Consider the following 18317-nt stretch of genomic DNA (forward strand, 5'->3'; position numbering starts at 1 on the left):
GCGCTGCGGCGCGCGCCTTGCCGGACATCCGGCATTCGTTTACACCTGCGCGCCCTTCCCTAATACAGTGTAGTCATGGCCGTTCCTGCATTCCGGGGCGTTCGGCTGTTCCGCGCCCTATTTTCCGCCAGCCTGATCTGCTGCGCGCTGCCCGCCGCCAGCGCGCCCGGCGAGGCCCGCGCTCCGGACGCGGCCGTCTACGTCGCGAGCGGCATCGGCGTGCTGGCCCCCGTCCAGCCCGTGCCGGTGCGTCCCGCCGTGGACATCCGGGCGCGCGCCGTGCCGCTGGACCCCATGCCCTGCGACCTGCAGGCCGCGGAGCCGGCCCTGGACAATTCGGTGCGCGGCGGGGGCGACATGGAAATCCCCGGCACCGGGCCCGGCCTGTCGGGAGAGCCGGTGTTCCCGCCGCCCGAGGCCGGCCCCCTGAACTGTTCCGACCCCGACGCCGTCGGCGCCCAGCCCCCGCCTGTGTATTCCCTGGGACTGGAAAGCGGCGACGTGCCGCGCCCGCCGGTGGTGGTGATCTCGGGCGTATCCCGTCCGACCCGTCCCTGGTTTGCCTCGGTCAGCAGCCAGGAAGGGCTGCGCTACGGCGACCGCAACTGGAACTACCGCAGCCCGGACGGCCCCTCGGTCACGGTGGGCAACCTCAACACCAACGCGCCCGCCTGGGGCAGCGCCGCGCCGCTAGGCGGCATCCAGATCTCCAATTGGGCGGGCGCGTCGGCCACGCTGCCCGAAGGCAGCCTGGGCTATTCCTCCTCGATCGGGCGGCTCAACCTCATGGACCCCAATGCCCAGTCCGGCGCCGTGGACTACGGCGCCTCAGTCGGGACCGGCAGCGTGCGCTACGGGCTGACGCCGTCGCTCACGGTCGAGGGACAGATGCAGAGCGCCCCCTCGCTCACGAGCCGCGGGCTGGGCACCACCTACAAAACGGCCGGCTACGGCACCTTCCAGGTCGGCGCCACCGAAAGCACCTTCGACGCCAGCAACGCCTGGCGCTACCGCTTCGGCTACAGCGTGGACGTGGCCGACGCGGTCAACCTGGGCTACGTGAACGAACAGATCGGCGCGGGCTTCGGCGACATCGCCTCGTACACCGGCGGCGTGGCCGGCGCGCCGCAGACGCGCAACACCCTGTCGGCGGGCATCCCGATCTCCGGCTGGGGCACCCTGAGCGGCACCTACTCGGGCCTGCGCGAAGGCTCGGCCCTGGCCGAGGAACGGCTGGGCATTTCGCACAGCATGTTCGTGGCGCCCAAGGTGCAACTGGCCGTGGGCGCGGATCGCGACATCATCAGCGGCAACTACGAATGGCGCGCCAATCTCAGCATGCCGGTGGATACCTTCATGCGGGGCACCTGGCTCAACTGGTAGCCGCCCGGGCCGCGGCCGGAACCGCCCGGAAGACGGAAACCTCTCCTTCATGGGCGGTCCGGCGCAAATGCGGCTTAAAATCCCCGCCATGATGCTTCCGCCCTACCTCCATGTCTGACCCGCGCGCCCTCGACATCCTCCAGCGCGTTTTCGGTTACGAATCCTTCCGCGGCGACCAGCAGGCCATTGTCGAACAGGTGATCGGCGGCGGCGACGCGCTGGTGCTCATGCCCACGGGCGGCGGCAAATCGCTGTGCTACCAGATTCCCGCGCTGGTGCGCGAAGGCACGGGCGTGGTCGTCTCGCCCCTCATCGCCCTCATGCAAGACCAGGTCGACGCCCTGACCGAGCTCGGCGTGCGGGCGGCCTACCTCAATTCCACGCAGGACTGGCGTGTGGCCCGCGAGGTGGAACAGGCTTTCCTGGCCGGCGAGCTGGACCTGCTCTACGTGGCGCCCGAACGCCTGCTCACCGACCGCTGCATGCAGCTGCTGGACCGCGGCCGCATCGCGCTCTTCGCCATCGACGAAGCGCACTGCGTGTCCCAGTGGGGGCACGACTTCCGGCCGGAATACCTGGGCCTGTCCACGCTGCACGAGCGCTGGCCCGACGTGCCGCGCATCGCGCTCACCGCGACCGCCACAGCCGCCACCCGGACCGAGATCGCGCAGCGCCTGGCCCTGGACGACGCCCGCCACTTCGTGTCGAGTTTCGACCGGCCCAACATCCGCTACCGCATCGTGGAAAAGAACGAGGTGCGCAAGCAGCTGCTCGAAATGATCCGCAGCGAGCACGAGGGCGATTCCGGCGTGGTGTACTGCCTGTCGCGGGCCCGGGTCGAGGAAACCGCCGATTTCCTGTGCGGCCAGGGCATCGACGCCATGCCCTACCACGCCGGCCTGAGCCCGCAGGTGCGGGCCGCCAACCAGGCGCGCTTTCTGCGCGAAGACGGCGTGGTCATGGTGGCCACCATTGCGTTCGGCATGGGCATCGACAAGCCGGACGTGCGCTTCGTGGCGCACATCGACCTGCCCAAGTCGGTGGAAGGCTATTACCAGGAAACCGGGCGCGCGGGCCGCGACGGCCTGCCCGCCACGGCCTGGCTGGCCTATGGGCTGCAGGACGTGGTGCAGCAGCGCCGCATGATCGACGAGTCCCCGGGCGACGAGATCTATCGCCGCCGCCTGGGGCAGCAGCTCGACGCCATGCTGGGGCTGTGCGAAACCGTGGAATGCCGCCGCATGCGGCTGCTGGCCTATTTCGGCCAGCAGATCGGCCCCTGCGGCAACTGCGACGTATGCCTGGAGCCGCCCCAGGCCTGGGACGGCACGGTCGCGGCCCAGAAGGTGCTGTCGGCGGTCTACCGGCTCTGGAAAGAGCGCGGCCAGCGCTACGGCGCGGGCCACATCATCGATATCCTGCGCGGCAAGGTCACCGACCGCACCCGCCAGCACGGCCACGACACCCTGTCCGTGTTCGGCGTGGGCCAGGACCTGAGCGAAACCGCCTGGCGCGGCGTGCTGCGCCAGCTGCTGGCGCAGGGGCTGCTCACGGTGGACCACGAAGGCTACGGCACGCTCGCCCTCACCGAGGGCAGCCGCGCCGTGCTCAAGGGCGAACGCCAGCTCATGCTGCGGCGCGAGCCCGAAAAGAAGGCCCGCTCGGGCAAGACGGCCGGCGGCCGCGCCAAGGCGGCGGTGGTGGACCTGCCGCCGGAGCTGCAGCCCGTTTTCGAGGCCCTGCGGGCCTGGCGCGGCGAAGTGGCCAAGAACCACGGCGTGCCCGCCTACGTCATTTTCCACGACGCCACGCTGCGGGAAATCGCGCTGGCGCAGCCGGACTCCATGGAAGCGCTCAGCCGCATCAGCGGGGTGGGCGCGCGCAAGCTGGAAGCGTACGGCGAGGAAATCCTGCAGCGCGTGGCGCGGCCGGTGCTCTGACCGAGCCGCCGCGCTCAGCGCGATTCGGCGGGAGGCGGGAGCAGCGGCACGGGCGCGCGCTCCTTGCCGAACACCGAGCGGTAGGCCAGGATGTTGAACACCAGCACGACGGGGATGCCGATCACGGCCCCCGCCATCACCAGGCGCATCGAGCCCAGCGCGCCCACGCCGTCCCAGATCGTCATGTCGTCCAGGATGAGATAGGGAAACAGGCTGTAGGCCAGGCCGCTGAGCATCAGCAGGAAAAGCCCCACGCACAGTACGAACGGCAGCCAGCTAAAGCGCTCGGCGCGGCCGGGCAGGCGCGCCAGCAGCATTTCCGCCGCCACGTAGCCCGCCAGCATCAGCACCCAGACCGTGGCCGCCACGCCCAGGTGGGCGATGTTGCTCCATTTGTAGAAAATGCCGGCGTTGGCCAGGCCCAGCGTGACGGCCACCGCCACCATGCCCACCGCCGTCCAGCGGATGGCGTGGCGCGCCCAGCCGGAAGCGCGCCGCTGCAGTTCGCCGTCGACCCGCATCACCAGCCAGGCCGCGCCCAGCAGCACGTAGGCCGCCACGGCGCACAGGCCCACGAACACGGCGAACCAGCCGTAGCCGGCATCGGTCTGGTAGCCGGTGGCGATGCGGCCCAGCAGCATGCCCTGGCCGAATGCGGTCATGAGCGAGCCCGCCCAGAAGCCGAAGATCCAGCGCGGCTTGTGCTCGTTGCGGGCCCGGATGCGGAACTCGAACGACACGCTGCGCAACACCACGCCCAGCACCATGAGCGTGAGCGGGCCGTAGAGCTTGCCCAGCACCGCGCCCCAGGCGAACGGAAAGGCCGCGGCGAACAGCCCCAGCCCCAGCAGCATCCAGAATTCGTTGGCGTCGCGCCAGGGGCTGAGCAGCCCCATCATGCGCCCGCGCTCCTCGGCCGGCGCAAGCTGGACCAGGATGCCCACGCCGAGGTCGAAGCCGTCGAGCACGAGGCCGGCGGCGATCACGGCGAACAGCATCGCCAGGAAGGCCAGCGGCATCCAGAAAGAGGGGTCGTCGGGATTCAGGCCCTGCGAAGCGGCCAGCATGGCGATCATGGAGAACCTCCTCCGGGTTTGCGCACCGGCACCACGCCATAGCGCGCCGCATGGAACAGCATGCCGGCGAACGCGGCCAGCAGCAACGCGTAGAGCACGGCGTAGCCCGCCATTCCGTACAGCACGGCGGCGGTGGAAGCCTGGCCAAGAATCTCGGTCTGGGTAACGGTGCCGTTCACCGCGAAAGGCTGCAGCCCGATGATGGACACCCACCAGCCCGCCACCACGGACAGCCCGCCCGAGAACATCATGCCGCGCAGCATGCGGTGCCACCCCGGCGAAAGCGCGGCGGGGTCCAGGCCGCGGCGCCAGACCCGGAAAAACGTGAGCCAGGCGGCCAGCGTCATGAGCAGGGCCAGCAATGCCGCCACGCGCAGCGACCAGAACGTCAGCGCCACCGGCGGCAGCATGCCCGAATACTTGTCCAGGCCGCGGTAACGGCCGTCTTCGTCGCGGTGCAGCCAGGCACCGCCCATGCCGTGGAACGTGATGTCGGCCTCATTGGCGCGGGCGCGCGCGTCGGGCCAGCCCAGCAGCACCAGCGCGGGCTCGGGCCCGCTCTCCCAGTAGCCCGCGGCGGCGGCCGCCTTGGCCGGCTGGAGCCGGGCCATGAGCTTGCCCGAGCCCGCCGCCACCGGGAACTGGAGCATGGTGGCCACCAGCGCGACCACCAGCCCGGTCTTGAAGGTGCAGCGCTCGCCATCGCCCAACGGGCGGCGCAGCGCCTGCAAGGCCGTCACGCCCAGCATCAGGAAGGCGGTGGCCAGCGCCGCGCCCACGAGCACCGTGCCCATGCGCCAGCCCAGCGAAGGATTGAACACCACGGCCACCCAGTCGTACACCTGGTAGCGGCCGTCCACCAGCAGCGCGCCCGCCGGAGTCTGCATCCAGGATTGCAGGGCCACCACCCAGAACACCGCCACCACCTGGCCCAGCGCCACCATGAACACCGCCAGGGTGTGCGCCAGGTCGGATACGCGGCGCTGCCCGAACAGCATGACGCCCAGGAAGCAGGACTTCAGCACGAACACCGACAGGATGCCGAAACCGAGGAGCGGCCCGGCCACGTTGCCGATCTTGTCCATGAGGCCGGCCCACAGGCTGCCGAGCTGGATCAGCACGGGCACGCTGGAGGCCAGCGCGAGCACGAAGGCCAGGGCGAAGATGCGCACCCAGAAGCGGTAGGCCGCCGTCCAGCCCGGCAGGCCGGTCATGCGGGCGCGGATCTTGAAGAACAGCAGGACCCAGGCAAGCGAAAGGGAAACAGCGAGAAAGAGCGCCAGGAAGCTCAGGCTGGCGACGAATTGCGTGCGCGCCAGCGATAGCGTCGAAATATCCATGCGTGTCAGTGTTCCGCGGCGCCGGGGTGGCCGCCTTGTTGCAGTCTCATGCGTGGTCCTTCCCTTTTTTCGATGGCCCTAAGTGTAGAGCCTGTTACCGCCGGGCGGGAGCGCCGGGGCGGCGGGCGGCCGGGGCGCAAACGCCGGAACGTGGCAAAATTGACGCTTTGTCGCTGCTTTTTCCTATTCTTTCCAGAATGACCTCCGCCACGACGCCACCGCCCGCCGCATCGAATTTCCTGCTCCATATCGTCGAGGACGACCTGAAGGCCGACCGGTTCCAGGGCAAGCTCTGGGCCGGCAAGCCCGGACCGGCGTCGGTGCAGGCGCAGGGCCGGCCCGATCCGGCCCGCATCCGCACGCGCTTTCCGCCGGAGCCCAACGGCTACCTGCACATCGGGCACGCCAAGAGCATCTGCGTCAATTTCGGGCTGGCGCGCGATTTCGGCGGCGTGTGCCACCTGCGTTTCGACGACACCAACCCGGAGAAGGAAGACCAGGAATACGTGGACGCCATCATCGAGGCCGTGCACTGGCTGGGCTTCGACTGGAAGGCGGACGGCAACGACAACCTGTATTTCGCCAGCGACTACTTCGGCTATATGTACGAATTCGCCGAAGCCCTGGTGGAAGCGGGCCATGCCTACGTGGACGAACAGAGCGCCGACGAGATCCGCGCCAACCGCGGCACGCTGACCGAACCGGGCGTCGATTCCCCGTGGCGCAACCGCCCCGCGGCCGAGTCGCTGGCCCTGCTGCGCGAGATGCGCGACGGCAAGCATCCCGACGGCAGCCTGGTGCTGCGCGCCAAGATCGACATGGCCTCGCCCAACATCAACCTGCGCGACCCCGTAATGTACCGGGTGCGCCACGCCACCCACCACCGCACGGGCAACCAGTGGTGCATCTACCCCATGTACAGCTGGGCGCACCCCGTGGAAGACGCGCTGGAAGGCATCACGCACAGCGTGTGCACGCTGGAATTCGAAGACCAGCGCCCCTTTTACGACTGGATCCTGGCGCGCCTGGCCGAGCTGGGCAAGCTGGCGCGGCCGCTGCCGCACCAGTACGAATTCGCGCGGCTGAACCTGAGCTACGTCGTCACCAGCAAGCGCAAGCTGCTGCAGCTCGTGCGCGAAGGCCACGTGGACGGCTGGGACGATCCGCGCATGCCCACCATCTTCGGCCTGCGCCGACGCGGCTATACGCCGTCCTCCATCCGGCTGTTCTGCGACCGCACCGCCGTGTCCAAGTCCGACTCGCGCATCGACTACAGCCTGCTGGAGCAGGCCGTGCGCGACGATCTCGACCCGGTCGCGCCGCGCTCGGTGGCGGTGCTGGACCCGCTCAAGCTGGTCATCACCAACTACCCCGAGGGGCAGACCGAAACCTGCACCGCGCCGCGCAACCCGCACGATCCGCAGGCCGGCCAGCGCGAATTCCCCTTCTCGCGCGAGCTGTGGATCGAACGCGACGACTTCCGCGAGGAAGCGCCCAAGAAATACTTCCGCCTGTTCCCGGGCAACACCGTGCGCCTGAAGTACGGCTATGTGGTGCGCTGCACCGGCTTCACCCGCAACGAGGCCGGCGAAGTGGTGGAAGTGCAGGCCGAATACCTGCCCGACACCAAGAGCGGCACGCCCGGCGCGGACAGCGTCAAGGTCAAGGGCAACATCACCTGGGTCAGCGCCGCGCACGCCGTGCCCGCGCAGATCCACTTGTACGACCGGCTGTTCGCCGACCCGCGCCCCGACGCGGGCGACAAGGACTTCATCGCCTGCCTGAACCCCGACTCCAAGCAGACCGTCTCGGGCTGGCTGGAACCGGGCACCGTGGCCGCGCCCGGCGCCACCTGGCAGTTCGAGCGGCTGGGCTATTTCACGGCGGACATGAAAGACTCCACCCCCGAGGCCCCCGTGCTCAACCGCATCGTCACGCTGCGCGACTCCTGGGCCCAGGGCTGAGCCCGGGCCCGACGCCCTCCGGCCGTCCATGGCCGCCTGCCGCCGCCCGGCCCTACGAAAGCGGCGGCAGGCGGGTTATCATGCCCGACATTCCAGAGCCGGCCGGACGCGCCGTTTCCCGGCGCGCCGGGTCCCGGCCTCTTCCTGAACATGAACACTGAACCCCTAGCCCTGGATTTCAAGAGCGCCACGCTGTATGCCGTGCGCGTGGTGCTGCACGATGCGGACCCCGAGCGCCTGAACGCCGCGCTGGCCAAGCGCATGGCCGACGCGGGCAGCTTCTTCGAAAACGAGCCGGTGGTGGTGGACGCCAGCCGGGTCGACGCCCCGATCGACTGGCCCGCCCTGCTGGCCGCGCTGCGCGAGCACAACCTGCCTCCCATCGGCGTGGTGGCCGAGGGCGCCAACCTGGAGGCGGCGCGCGCCGCCGGGCTGACCGCCGTCGAGCTCTCCGCCACGCCCGTGCGCCAGCCCCAGGCGGTCGATCCCGCGCCGCCCAACGACGTCTCCACGCCGGTGCCCGCCGTGCAGGCGGCGGCGGTGGAAACCGCCCCCGCGCCCGCCGACACCTCGGCCGCCGGCGACAGGGCCGCGGCCGAAGCCGAGCCCCTGCCCGAGCGCGCCGCCCGCGCCACCACCTCGGCCCCGGCGCCCGCGCCGGCCGCGCCCCAGTCGTCCTCCGCCCTGGTCATCACCCGGCCGTTGCGCTCCGGACAGCGCGTCTACGCGCGGCATACCGACCTGGTCGTGATCGGCATGGTGAGCCAGGGCGCCGAAGTGATCGCCGACGGCAACGTGCACGTCTACGGGCCGTTGCGCGGCAAGGCCATGGCGGGCGCGCGCGGCGACACCTCGGCGCGCATCTTCACCACGCACCTCGACGCCGAGCTGCTGGCGGTGGCGGGCGTGTACCGCGTGGTCGAAGACAAGCTCGACCGCAGCCTGCAGAACCAGCCCGCGCTGGTGCGGCTGGACGGCGACACGCTGCGCATCGAGGCGCTCAAATCCTGAGCCTTTGCGCGCCCGCGGCGCACGCTTGCACACATTCTGTAAGAGAAGCCTTACACGGGCTTTTTGATTTACGATAACGCGATTTATTCGAACATAAGGGTTTGATCGTCATGACACGCATTGTTGTGGTGACTTCCGGCAAGGGCGGCGTGGGCAAGACCACGACGAGCGCCAGTTTTTCCGCGGGCCTCGCGATGCGGGGCCACAAGACCGCGGTCATCGACTTCGATGTCGGCTTGCGCAACCTCGATCTCATCATGGGCTGCGAACGCCGTGTCGTGTACGACTTCGTCAACGTCATCCAGGGCGAAGCCTCGCTCAAGCAGGCTCTCATCAAGGACAAGCAGCTTGAAAACCTTTTCATCCTGCCGGCCTCGCAAACGCGCGACAAAGACGCGCTGACGCAGGAAGGCGTGGAGAAGGTCATCGACGAGCTCAAGGAAATGGGCTTCGACTACATCGTGTGCGATTCGCCGGCCGGCATCGAGACCGGCGCGCTCATGGCCGCCTACTTCGCCGATGACGCGCTGGTGGTGACCAACCCCGAAGTCTCCTCGGTGCGCGACTCCGACCGCATCCTGGGCATCCTGGCCGCCAAGTCGCGGCGCGCGGTGCAGGGCGACGAGCCGGTCAAGGAATATCTGCTGCTCACCCGCTACAACCCCAAGCGGGTGGTGGACGGCGAAATGCTGTCGCTCAGCGACATCGAAGACATTCTGCGCATCAAGCTGATCGGCGTGATTCCCGAATCCGAGGCGGTGCTGCAGGCGTCCAACCAGGGCCTGCCCGCCATTCATCTCAAGGGCACGGACGTTTCCGAGGCCTACAAGGATGTGGTTTCGCGCTACCTGGGCGAAGACAAGGCCCTGCGCTTCACCGACTACGAAAAGCCCGGCCTGCTGAAGCGTCTGTTCGGAGGGAAATAAGCAATGTCCTTCCTGTCGTTTCTGCTCGGTCAAAAAAAGACCTCCGCCGCTGTCGCAAAGGAGCGGCTGCAGATCATCCTGGCTCACGAACGCGGCCGCGGCGAGTCGCCCGACTACCTGCCGCAATTGCAGCAGGAACTGATCGCCGTGATTTCGAAGTACGTGAAGATCAACCCCGAAGACATCAAGGTCCACCTCGAGCGCCAGGACACCCTGGAAGTGCTGGAAGTCAAGATCGAGATGCCGCAAAACGAAAACTGACGGCCGCGCGGGCCCGCGCGGCCCGCGCCCATGAAAAGAAAAACGCCGCGAACTTCGCGGCGTTTTTCCGTTGCGGGCCGGCGCGGCGCGCCGGCGGTGGATGAGGGCGCCCGGCCGGACTCAGTGCTTGCCGATCTGGTCGCCGATGACGCCGCCGATCGCGGCGCCGCCCACCGTGCCCAGCACGCCGCCGTTGGTGATGACCGCACCCGCGACGCCGCCCAGCGCCGCGCCGCCGACGGCGCTCTTCTGGCGATGGCTCATGCTGTCCCAGGAAGAGCAGCCCGCCATGGCCAGGGCCATGCAGGCCGCGATGCAGACTTTGCTGATAGATGCGAATTTCATGATGGGCTCCTGATCTTGTCCCGGGACCGCCACGCAAGCCCTGCGCAGGCGCGCGGTCCTCTCGTAATTACCGAAGCTACAGCATCGCAAAATCCGTGCGCTCCGGCTGTGAAGTTTGCCCAGGAATTGTGTCAAACGGCGAACGAATCGGACGTGTTCCCCGTGACAATATTGCAGCATGCGCCTGCTATTTGACCAGACGTAACACTTCGCGGAAGCGCGGGTGCTCGCAAGTGTCCATCCATTCGAAGATGGCCATTTCCGAAGTGACGATTTCGGCGCCGTGGGCGCGCGCGCGGCGCAGCGCCGCATGGTGGTCCGAACCGCGCCGCGAGCCCGCGGCGTCCGCCACCAGCACGGCGCGCAGCCCCAGCCCCACCAGCCCCAGCACGGTCTGCAGCACACAGATGTGCGCCTCGCACCCCGCCACCAGCACGGTCTTGCGCGCGGGCGGCAGCCAGGCTTCGAAGCCCGGTTCGCGCACCGAGGAGAAGTGCATTTTCTGGAAGGTGGCCTGCACCGACGCGCTCAGCGGCTCCACCGTGGGGCCCAGCATCTTGCCGTGGTGCTCGGTGGCCACTACGGGCACGTCCAGCAGCCGGGCCGCCCGGGCCAGCGTGCCGGCGCGGGCCAGCACCGAATCGCCGTCGTGGATCACGGGCATCAGCCGCGACTGCATGTCGACGATGAGCAGCGTGGAATCGGAAGCGTTGAGCAGCATGGGAAGACTCCTGGCGTGGAAACTTCCGGCGCGGGGCTCCAGCCCCGCCCGGGCGCGATGTCCCATTATCGCCCCGCCCCCGGAAAGCAGGAACCCGGCGCGAAGCCGGGTTCCTGTGGTGCCTGCCGCGGCTTGCGCGCCTTACTTCAGGGCCTTGTAGCGCAGGCGCCGGGGCTTGGCGCCTTCCTCGCCCAGGCGGCGCTTCTTGTCGGCTTCGTATTCCTGGTAGTTGCCGTCGAAGAACACCACTTGCGAATCGCCTTCGAAGGCCAGGGTGTGGGTGGCGATACGGTCCAGGAACCAGCGGTCGTGGCTGATGACCATGACGCTGCCGGGAAACTCCAGCAGCGCGTCTTCGAGGGCGCGCAGGGTTTCCACGTCGAGGTCGTTGGAAGGCTCGTCCAGCAGCAGCACGTTGCCGCCGGCGATGAGCGTCTTGGCCATGTGCAGCCGGCCGCGCTCGCCGCCGGAGAGCTGGCCCACGAGCTTGTTCTGGTCGCCGCCCTTGAAATTGAAGCGGCCCAGGTAGGCGCGCGCGGGCATCTCGAACTTGCCCACGGTGATCAGGTCGGCGCCGTCGGCCACGGCGTCGAACACCGACTTCTTGTCTTCGAGCGCATCGCGGGACTGGTCCACGTAGGCCAGCTTGACCGTCTGGCCGATCTTCACTTCGCCCGAATCCGGCTGCTCGCGGCCGGCGATCAGGCGAAACAGCGTGGACTTGCCGGCGCCGTTGGCGCCGATGATGCCCACGATGGCGCCGGGCGGCACCTTGAAGCTCAGGTTGTCGATGAGCAGGCGGTCGCCGTAGGCCTTGCTGACATTGGCGAATTCGATGACTTCGTTGCCCAGGCGCTCGCCCACGGGAATGAAGATTTCCTGGGTTTCGTTGCGCTTCTGGTATTCGTAGGACGACAGCTCCTCGAAGCGGGCCAGGCGGGCCTTGGCCTTGGCCTGGCGGCCCTTGGGATTCTGGCGCACCCACTCGAGTTCTTTCTTGATGGTCTTCTGCCGCGCGGACTCCGAGGCTTCTTCCTGCTTGAGGCGCTCTTCCTTCTGTTCGAGCCACGAGCTGTAGTTGCCCTTCCAGGGTATGCCGTGGCCGCGGTCCAGTTCGAGGATCCATTCGGCGGCGTTGTCCAGGAAGTAGCGGTCGTGGGTCACCGCCACCACGGTGCCCGGGAACTTGTGCAGGAACTGCTCCAGCCATTCCACGCTTTCAGCGTCGAGGTGGTTGGTGGGCTCGTCCAGCAGCAGCATGTCGGGCTTGGAGAGCAGCAGGCGGCACAGGGCCACGCGGCGCTTCTCGCCGCCCGACAGGTTGCCGACGATGGCGTCCCAGGGCGGCAGGCGCAGCGCATCGGCGGCGATTTCCATCTGGTGCTCGATGTCGTCGGCGCCGCTGGAGGCGGCCGCGGCGATGATGGCCTCGAGCTCGGCCTGTTCAGCCGCCAGCGCGTCGAAATCGGCGTCCGGCTCGGCGTAGGCGGCATAGACCTCGTCCAGCCGCTTCTTGGCCTGGACCACGGCGCCCAGGCCCTCCTCGACGGCCTGGCGCACGGTGTGCGCCGGATCGAGCTGCGGCTCCTGCGGCAGGTAGCCGATGTTCAGGCCCGGCATGGGAATGGCCTCGCCCTCGATCTCGCGATCCACTCCCGCCATGATCTTGAGCAGCGTCGACTTGCCCGAGCCGTTCAGGCCCAGCACGCCGATCTTGGCGCCAGGAAAAAACGAAAGGGAAATGTCGCGCAGGATCTGCCGCTTGGGCGGCACGATCTTGCCGACGCGATTCATGGTGTAGACGTATTGGGCCATGGGCTCGTACCGGAGATGTAGCTGACAAACCCATGATTGTAGGCCGGAACCTCGAAGCTAGACGGATGAACGCCGCCCGCGGGCCGGGCGGGGCCCCATTTGCGCCAGCAGCACGCCGGCCAGCGCCAGCGCGCCGCCCGCAATGTGGAACAGGTGCGGCCGTTCGCCCAGGAAAACGGCGGCGATGGCCACGGTGGCCACCGGCATCAGGTTGATGAAGACGCTGGCGCGGTTGGGCCCGAGGTGGCGCACGCCCTGCATCCAGAGAAAGGGCGCGAACAGGGACGGGAACACGCCCGCGTACAGCACCAGCGGCAGGTTGTCGGCGTTCAGCGGCGAGGCGGGCGCCATGAGAAAGGCCGGCAGCTGGAAGATCACGCCGAAAAGCACCTGCACGTAGAGCGACTGCCACGGCCCCACCGGCAGCGCCCAGCGCCGCAGCAGCACACCGTACAGCGCGTAGGCGAGCGCCGCGCCGCCCATCAGCAGGTCGCCATGGTTCGCGCCCACCGACATCAGCCGGGCGGGATCGCCTTCGCCGATGAGCAGGGCCAGCCCCACCAGCGACACCACGCCGCCCGCCACCGCCGTCCAGGCCGGCCGCTCGCGCAGCACCAGCGCGCCCACGCCGATGGTGAGCAGCGGCACCGTCGCGGTGATGAAACCCATATTGGTGGCGGTGGTCGTGGCGGCGGCCACGTAGGCCAGGCCCTGGAACAGCCACATGCCCAGCGCGCCCAGCGCCGCCAGGCGCGGCAGGCAGGCCAGCACGAGCCGGCGCTGGGCCCAGGTTCCCGGCAGGGCGAAGGGCGTCAGCAATGCGCCCGCCAGCACCCAGCGGTAAAAGCCGATGGCGGCCGGCGCGATCACGCCCGCCGCCATCTTCGTGACGATCATGTTGACCGACCAGATCAGGGCGGCCAGCAGCGGATACAGCAAATAACGGGCGGGAACGGGAGCGGTGGCGGCGGGGCGCGGCATGGAACGGGGGAAGGGAGCAAACCCCGCATATTAAAGCGCCGGAGCCGAACCCCGGACGCAGCCTTGTAGCACGCGCCCGTTGCACGCGCCCGTTGCACGCGCCGCCAGCCGTCCCCGGAGCCGCCCGGCCCCGGTCATCCAAGCGTCTGATGCAGCGCACCGCGGTTCGCGCGACAATAGCGCCTGATTTCTCTTGCATCGCCGTGCCGCCGCGGCCTTCTCGCGCCAGGAACTTCCATGTCCGCATCCGCCACTCCCCCCGCCAGCCTCACCCGTTTCAGCGCCGCCGAGCTCGACATGCTGGCCAAGACCGCCGACGCCCTGAGCGCCTATCTCGGCAAGCCCGTACTGGCGGAAGTCGTGCTGGGCGAAGAAGGCACCGAGTGGGTGACCTACGGCGTGCCCATGGACGAAAACGCCGACGCGGACGAAGACCAGGTGCACGTGCAGCTCGGCGGCCCCGGCGCGCGCCTGCTCGGCAACCGCGGCGGCCTGCCGCCCGGCGACGAGGACACCTACGACTGCCTCTACCTGTGGGCCATCCAGATCTCGCTCAACGAGGGCGAGCGCTTCGTCAAACTCGACCATGACGGCGAAGAATCCGCCTGGTCGGACAACCTGGAAGACGTGCTGCCCTTCGCGCTGAGCGAAGACCCGCAGCCGCCCGAAGACGACGAGGACGATGACGAGGAAGACCGGGACGAAAACCCGGACGATCCGCGCGACGACGGACGGGCCGCGCCCCGCCACTGATCCGCGCCGCCCGCGCCCCGCCTGGATCGGCGCGGCCGCGCGGCGCCAGGCTCACGCGTCTTCGTCCGCGTCCAGCGGCAGGCCGAGCGGCACGTGCTCGGTCATGAGCACGCGCAGCATGTCGATGAGCAGCGCGGCCTTTTCTTCGCCGAAGGGCGCCAGCACCGCGCGCTGATGCTGCAGGGCCTGTTCACACAGGCCCGCGATGAGGTTGCGCCCCTTGGCCGTGATGCGCACGCGCGTCTGGCGACGGTCGGCGCGCACCCCCGCGCGCGACACCAGCCCCTCCGCCTCCATGCGCTGCACCACCTTGCTGAGCGTGGGCTGCTTGGTAATGGCCAGCACCGCCAGCGAACCAATGGTTTCGCCGGCGCTGCCCTGCAGACTGGCCAGCACGCGCCATTCGGTGACGGACAGCCCCGCCGCCTTCACCTGCTGGTGGAACTCCGCCGAAATGCGCTGGCTCGCCTGCGCCAGCAGGTAGGCCAGGTAGCCATCCACGAAACGCGGCGTTTCCGCCGCCTGCGCGTCATCGGCGCGCTGCTTGTTGTGCCGCATGTCCATGTTCTGCACCGTATCCGAAATGTGGCGTCCGCGCATCGGCGCGCGCATCGGCGGCGCCTCGCACCACGCCGGCGCGCGGGCGCCCCGCGATGGTACGCGATGCTGTCCCGCAGCACAGGGTATACCCCTAAGCGGCACCGGTTTCTGCACCATCCAGGGTCACTGGAGCGGCCCCGGAATTCTAGGACAACCAGTATATACACCCTTGTTTTCGCGTGATATTTTTTTCAATCCATGAAATTTCATCTTTTTTGTTGACAGCTAAAACGTTGACTCCTAAATTATTTTCTGGAGGTCGGTTTCGTGACACGGCGATGCTGCGAGGCAGCATGCCCTGACCCCGGAGCGAGGAGTGCCAGATGGCGGAAAGGTCGTTCAAGAAAGAAGTCCAGCAGTTGCGCATAGGCGAAGGCGAGGAATTCCGCGGCGAGGGCATCCTGGCCGTGACCAAGGCCCTGCTGCAATCGGGAGTGGGATACGTGGCCGGGTACCAGGGCTCGCCCATCTCGCACCTGATGGACGTGCTGGCCGACGCCAACGACATCCTCCAGGAGCTCGGCGTGCACTTCGAGGCCAGCGCCTCCGAAGCCACGGCCGCGGCCACGCTGGCCGCCTCGGTCATGTACCCGATCCGCGGCGCGGTGACGTGGAAGTCCACGGTGGGCACCAACGTGGCCTCGGACGCCCTGGCGAATCTGGCCTCGGGCGGCGTGACGGGCGGGGCCCTCGTCATCGTGGGCGAAGACTACGGCGAAGGCTCGTCCATCATGCAGGAACGCTCGCACGCCTTCGCCATGAAATCGCAGATCTGGCTGCTGGATCCGCGCCCCAACCTGGAAAGCATGGTCAAGGCGGTGGAAGACGGCTTCGCGCTGTCGGAAGCCAGCAAGACGCCCGTCATGCTGCAGCTGCGCATACGCGGCTGCCATGTGCACGGCCGCTTCACCGCAAAAGACAACAAGCGCCCGGCCTTCACGCTGGCGCAGGCGCTGGAGCATCCGGCGCGCGACACCAGCCGCATCGTGCTGCCGCCTGCGTCCTTCCTGCACGAGCAGGAAAAGATCAAGGAGCGCTGGCCGGCCGCCATCCGCTACATCAAGGAACACCGGCTCAACGAGCGCTTCGAGGGCGACCAGGACGACATCGGCATCATCCTGCAGGGCGGCCTCTACAACGGCGCGATCCGCGCGCTGCAACTGCTGGGGCTGGCCGACAACTTCGGCAACAGCCGCGTCCCGCTCTACGTCATGAACGTGACCTATCCCGTCATCGAGGACGAGGTGCTGGACTTCTGCCGCGGCAAGTGCGCCGTGCTGCTGCTCGAAGAAGGCCAGCCGGACTACATCGAGCAGAACCTGCATGCCGTATTGCGCCGCGCCGGGGCCGGCGCGCACCTCTCGGGCAAGGACGTGCTGCCCATGGCGGGCGAGTACACCACCCAGGTCATGCGCGACGGCATCGCCGCCTTCCTGCGCCGCCACCGCCCTGAATCGCTGCAGACGCATCCGGCCGCGGCCGCCGACGCGCAGGCCGCCGAGGCGCGCCAGCTCGAGATCACGGAGGTTTCGCGGCCCCGTTCCGCGCAGCCCGCCGAGCGGCCCATTACCTTTCACAAGCACGTGGAGAACCTGGCGTCCGTCGTGCCGCCGCGGCCGGCGGGCTTCTGCACCGGCTGTCCGGAACGGCCGATCTTCTCGGCGCTGACGCTGGCGCAGGAAACCCTGGGCCAGCATCACATCTCCTGCGACATCGGCTGCCATCTGTTCTCGATCCTGCCGCCCTTCAACCTGGGCGCCACCACCATGGGCTACGGCCTGGGCGCGTCCAGCGCCGCGGCCTTCAACGTGCCCGCCGCCAAGCGGCCGATCTCCATCATGGGAGACGGCGGCTTCTGGCACAACGGCCTGGCCTCGGGCATCGGCAACGCCGTCTTCAACAAGTACGACGGCGTCATCGTGATCGTGGATAACTACTATTCCTCGGCCACGGGCGGCCAGGACATCCTGTCCTCGCGCGCCGAAAACCCCGACCGCTCCACCAACAACCCCATCGAGAAAGCCGTGCGCGGCGTGGGAGTCAAGTGGGTGCGCACGCTGGACCGCACCTACGACGTGGCGCGCGTGCGCGCCACCCTCGAAGAGGCGCTCACCACCGACGAAAAGGGCCCCAAGGTCATCATCGCGCAGTCCGAGTGCATGCTGAACAAGCAGCGCCGCGTCAAGCCGCAGTTCAACCAGGCCGTCAAGGCGGGCAAGCGCGTGGTGAAAGAACGCTTCGGCGTGGATCCCGACGTCTGCACGGGCGATCACGCCTGCATCCGGCTCTCGGGCTGTCCGTCGCTCACCGTGAAAGACAGCGGCGACCCGCTCAAGGAAGACCCGGTCGCGCACGTGGAAAGCAGTTGCGTGGGCTGCGGCAATTGCGGCGAGGTGGCGCATGCCGCCGTGCTGTGCCCTTCCTTCTATCGCGCCGACATCGTGCACAACCCCACGGCGCACGACCGCCGCCTGGCGCGCCTGCGCTCGGCCGTGATCGGCTTTCTGCAGCGGCGCCGCGCGGCGCGGCTGGCCCGCTACGCACTCTGACGACGAGGACAGACGCCATGAACCCGGTGGCTTTGCAACAAGGCGCCCCCATCAAGATCGCCATCCTGGCCATGGGCGGCCAGGGCGGCGGCGTGCTCGCGGACTGGATCGTCGACATGGCCGAGCATGCGGGCTGGTGGGCACAGACCACCTCCGTGCCCGGCGTGGCCCAGCGCACCGGCGCCACCATCTATTACCTGGAGATTCTGCCCGAGGCCGACGTGCGGCGCGCGGGCCGCCCGCCCGCGCTGGCCCTGATGCCCACGCCCGGCGACGTGGACCTGGTGATCGCGGCGGAGCTGATGGAAGGCGGCCGCGCCATTCAGCGCGGCCTGGTCACCCCCGGGCGCACGGTGCTCATCTCGTCTTCGCACCGCAGCTACGCCGTCAGCGAAAAATCGGCGCCCGGCAACGGCATCGCCGACCCCAACAAGGTGCTGGAGGCCGGGCGCGCGGCGGCGCGCCGCTTCCTGTGCTTCGACCTGCAGGCGCTGGCCGACCGCGCCGGCAGCGTCATCAGCGCCGGCCTGTTCGGCGCGGTGGCGGGCAGCGGCGCCCTGCCCTTTGCGCGCGATGACTACGAAGGCACCATCCGGCGCGCCGGCGTGGGAGTGGATGCCAGCCTGCGCGCCTTCGGCCTGGCCTACGATGC

16 protein-coding genes are annotated in these 18317 nt (G+C 68.6%); 9 read left to right on the plus strand and 7 right to left on the minus strand.

Annotated elements, in window-relative coordinates; all coding sequences use genetic code 11:
• The first annotated feature begins 75 nt into the window (after nt 1–75).
• Together NGJ44_RS15105 and recQ are read left to right on the plus strand one after the other, a co-directional pair.
• Nucleotides 76–1383 (plus strand): fimbria/pilus outer membrane usher protein, encoded by a 1308-nt coding sequence (locus NGJ44_RS15105; protein WP_251864420.1) that lies wholly within the window; start codon nt 76–78, stop codon nt 1381–1383.
• Between the two features lie 110 nt (nt 1384–1493).
• A complete protein-coding gene (gene recQ, locus NGJ44_RS15110; RefSeq protein ID WP_251864421.1) occupies nt 1494–3323 on the plus strand; it encodes a DNA helicase RecQ in 1830 nt (609 codons plus the stop codon).
• A gap of 14 nt (nt 3324–3337) precedes the next feature.
• On the opposite strand, the gene NGJ44_RS15115 is transcribed toward recQ, so the two are convergent.
• Together NGJ44_RS15115 and NGJ44_RS15120 are read right to left on the minus strand one after the other, a co-directional pair.
• Nucleotides 3338–4399, minus strand: coding sequence for a cytochrome d ubiquinol oxidase subunit II (locus tag NGJ44_RS15115; protein WP_251864422.1), 1062 nt, complete (start codon nt 4397–4399; stop codon nt 3338–3340).
• A complete protein-coding gene (locus NGJ44_RS15120; protein ID WP_251864423.1) occupies nt 4396–5739 on the minus strand; it encodes a cytochrome ubiquinol oxidase subunit I in 1344 nt (447 codons plus the stop codon). Before NGJ44_RS15120 ends, NGJ44_RS15115 begins: the two co-directional genes overlap by 4 nt.
• 197 nt (nt 5740–5936) lie before the next feature.
• On the opposite strand from NGJ44_RS15120, the gene NGJ44_RS15125 reads away from it, so the two are divergent.
• The 4 genes from NGJ44_RS15125 to minE all read left to right on the plus strand — a co-directional run bounded on the left by NGJ44_RS15125 (nt 5937) and on the right by minE (nt 9901).
• Entirely contained in the window at nt 5937–7703 is a 1767-nt protein-coding gene (locus tag NGJ44_RS15125; RefSeq protein ID WP_053245930.1) for a glutamine--tRNA ligase/YqeY domain fusion protein, read from the plus strand.
• 150 nt (nt 7704–7853) lie between these two features.
• A complete protein-coding gene (gene minC / locus NGJ44_RS15130; protein ID WP_251864424.1) occupies nt 7854–8714 on the plus strand; it encodes a septum site-determining protein MinC in 861 nt (286 codons plus the stop codon).
• A 110-nt stretch (nt 8715–8824) separates the two neighbouring features.
• Nucleotides 8825–9640 carry a septum site-determining protein MinD gene (minD, locus tag NGJ44_RS15135; protein WP_251864425.1) on the plus strand — a complete coding sequence of 272 codons (816 nt, stop codon included), beginning with the start codon at nt 8825–8827 and terminating at the stop codon, nt 9638–9640.
• Between the two features lie 3 nt (nt 9641–9643).
• Nucleotides 9644–9901, plus strand: a complete 258-nt coding sequence (minE, locus tag NGJ44_RS15140; protein ID WP_251864426.1) for a cell division topological specificity factor MinE — start codon at nt 9644–9646, stop codon at nt 9899–9901.
• Between the two features lie 120 nt (nt 9902–10021).
• On the opposite strand, the gene NGJ44_RS15145 is transcribed toward minE, so the two are convergent.
• The 4 genes from NGJ44_RS15145 to NGJ44_RS15160 all read right to left on the minus strand — a co-directional run bounded on the left by NGJ44_RS15145 (nt 10022) and on the right by NGJ44_RS15160 (nt 13763).
• On the minus strand, nt 10022–10246 hold the full coding sequence (locus NGJ44_RS15145; protein ID WP_251864427.1) for a YMGG-like glycine zipper-containing protein: 225 nt from the start codon (nt 10244–10246) through the stop codon (nt 10022–10024).
• Nucleotides 10247–10433: 187 nt separating this feature from the next.
• Nucleotides 10434–10967, minus strand: a complete 534-nt coding sequence (locus NGJ44_RS15150) for an isochorismatase family protein (protein ID WP_251864428.1) — start codon at nt 10965–10967, stop codon at nt 10434–10436.
• A 141-nt stretch (nt 10968–11108) separates the two neighbouring features.
• On the minus strand, nt 11109–12782 hold the full coding sequence (gene ettA / locus NGJ44_RS15155; RefSeq protein WP_251864429.1) for an energy-dependent translational throttle protein EttA: 1674 nt from the start codon (nt 12780–12782) through the stop codon (nt 11109–11111).
• Between the two features lie 57 nt (nt 12783–12839).
• On the minus strand, nt 12840–13763 hold the full coding sequence (locus NGJ44_RS15160) for a DMT family transporter (protein ID WP_251864430.1): 924 nt from the start codon (nt 13761–13763) through the stop codon (nt 12840–12842).
• A gap of 237 nt (nt 13764–14000) precedes the next feature.
• On the opposite strand from NGJ44_RS15160, the gene NGJ44_RS15165 reads away from it, so the two are divergent.
• Nucleotides 14001–14516, plus strand: coding sequence for a hypothetical protein (locus NGJ44_RS15165; RefSeq protein WP_251864431.1), 516 nt, complete (start codon nt 14001–14003; stop codon nt 14514–14516).
• 51 nt (nt 14517–14567) lie between these two features.
• Here NGJ44_RS15165 and NGJ44_RS15170 read toward each other — a convergent pair whose 3' ends face one another.
• A complete protein-coding gene (locus NGJ44_RS15170; RefSeq protein WP_251864439.1) occupies nt 14568–15074 on the minus strand; it encodes a MarR family winged helix-turn-helix transcriptional regulator in 507 nt (168 codons plus the stop codon).
• 365 nt (nt 15075–15439) lie between these two features.
• On the opposite strand from NGJ44_RS15170, the gene NGJ44_RS15175 reads away from it, so the two are divergent.
• A complete protein-coding gene (locus NGJ44_RS15175) occupies nt 15440–17665 on the plus strand; it encodes a ferredoxin family protein (RefSeq protein WP_251864432.1) in 2226 nt (741 codons plus the stop codon).
• 17 nt (nt 17666–17682) lie between these two features.
• Nucleotides 17683–18317, plus strand: a 635-nt coding sequence (locus tag NGJ44_RS15180; protein WP_251864433.1) for an indolepyruvate oxidoreductase subunit beta family protein, incomplete at its 3' end; no start/stop codon positions are given.

The sequence above is a fragment of the Achromobacter sp. Marseille-Q4962 genome (genome assembly GCF_943737005.1).
In the GTDB taxonomy this organism is placed as follows: Bacteria; Pseudomonadota; Gammaproteobacteria; order Burkholderiales; family Burkholderiaceae_B; genus Achromobacter.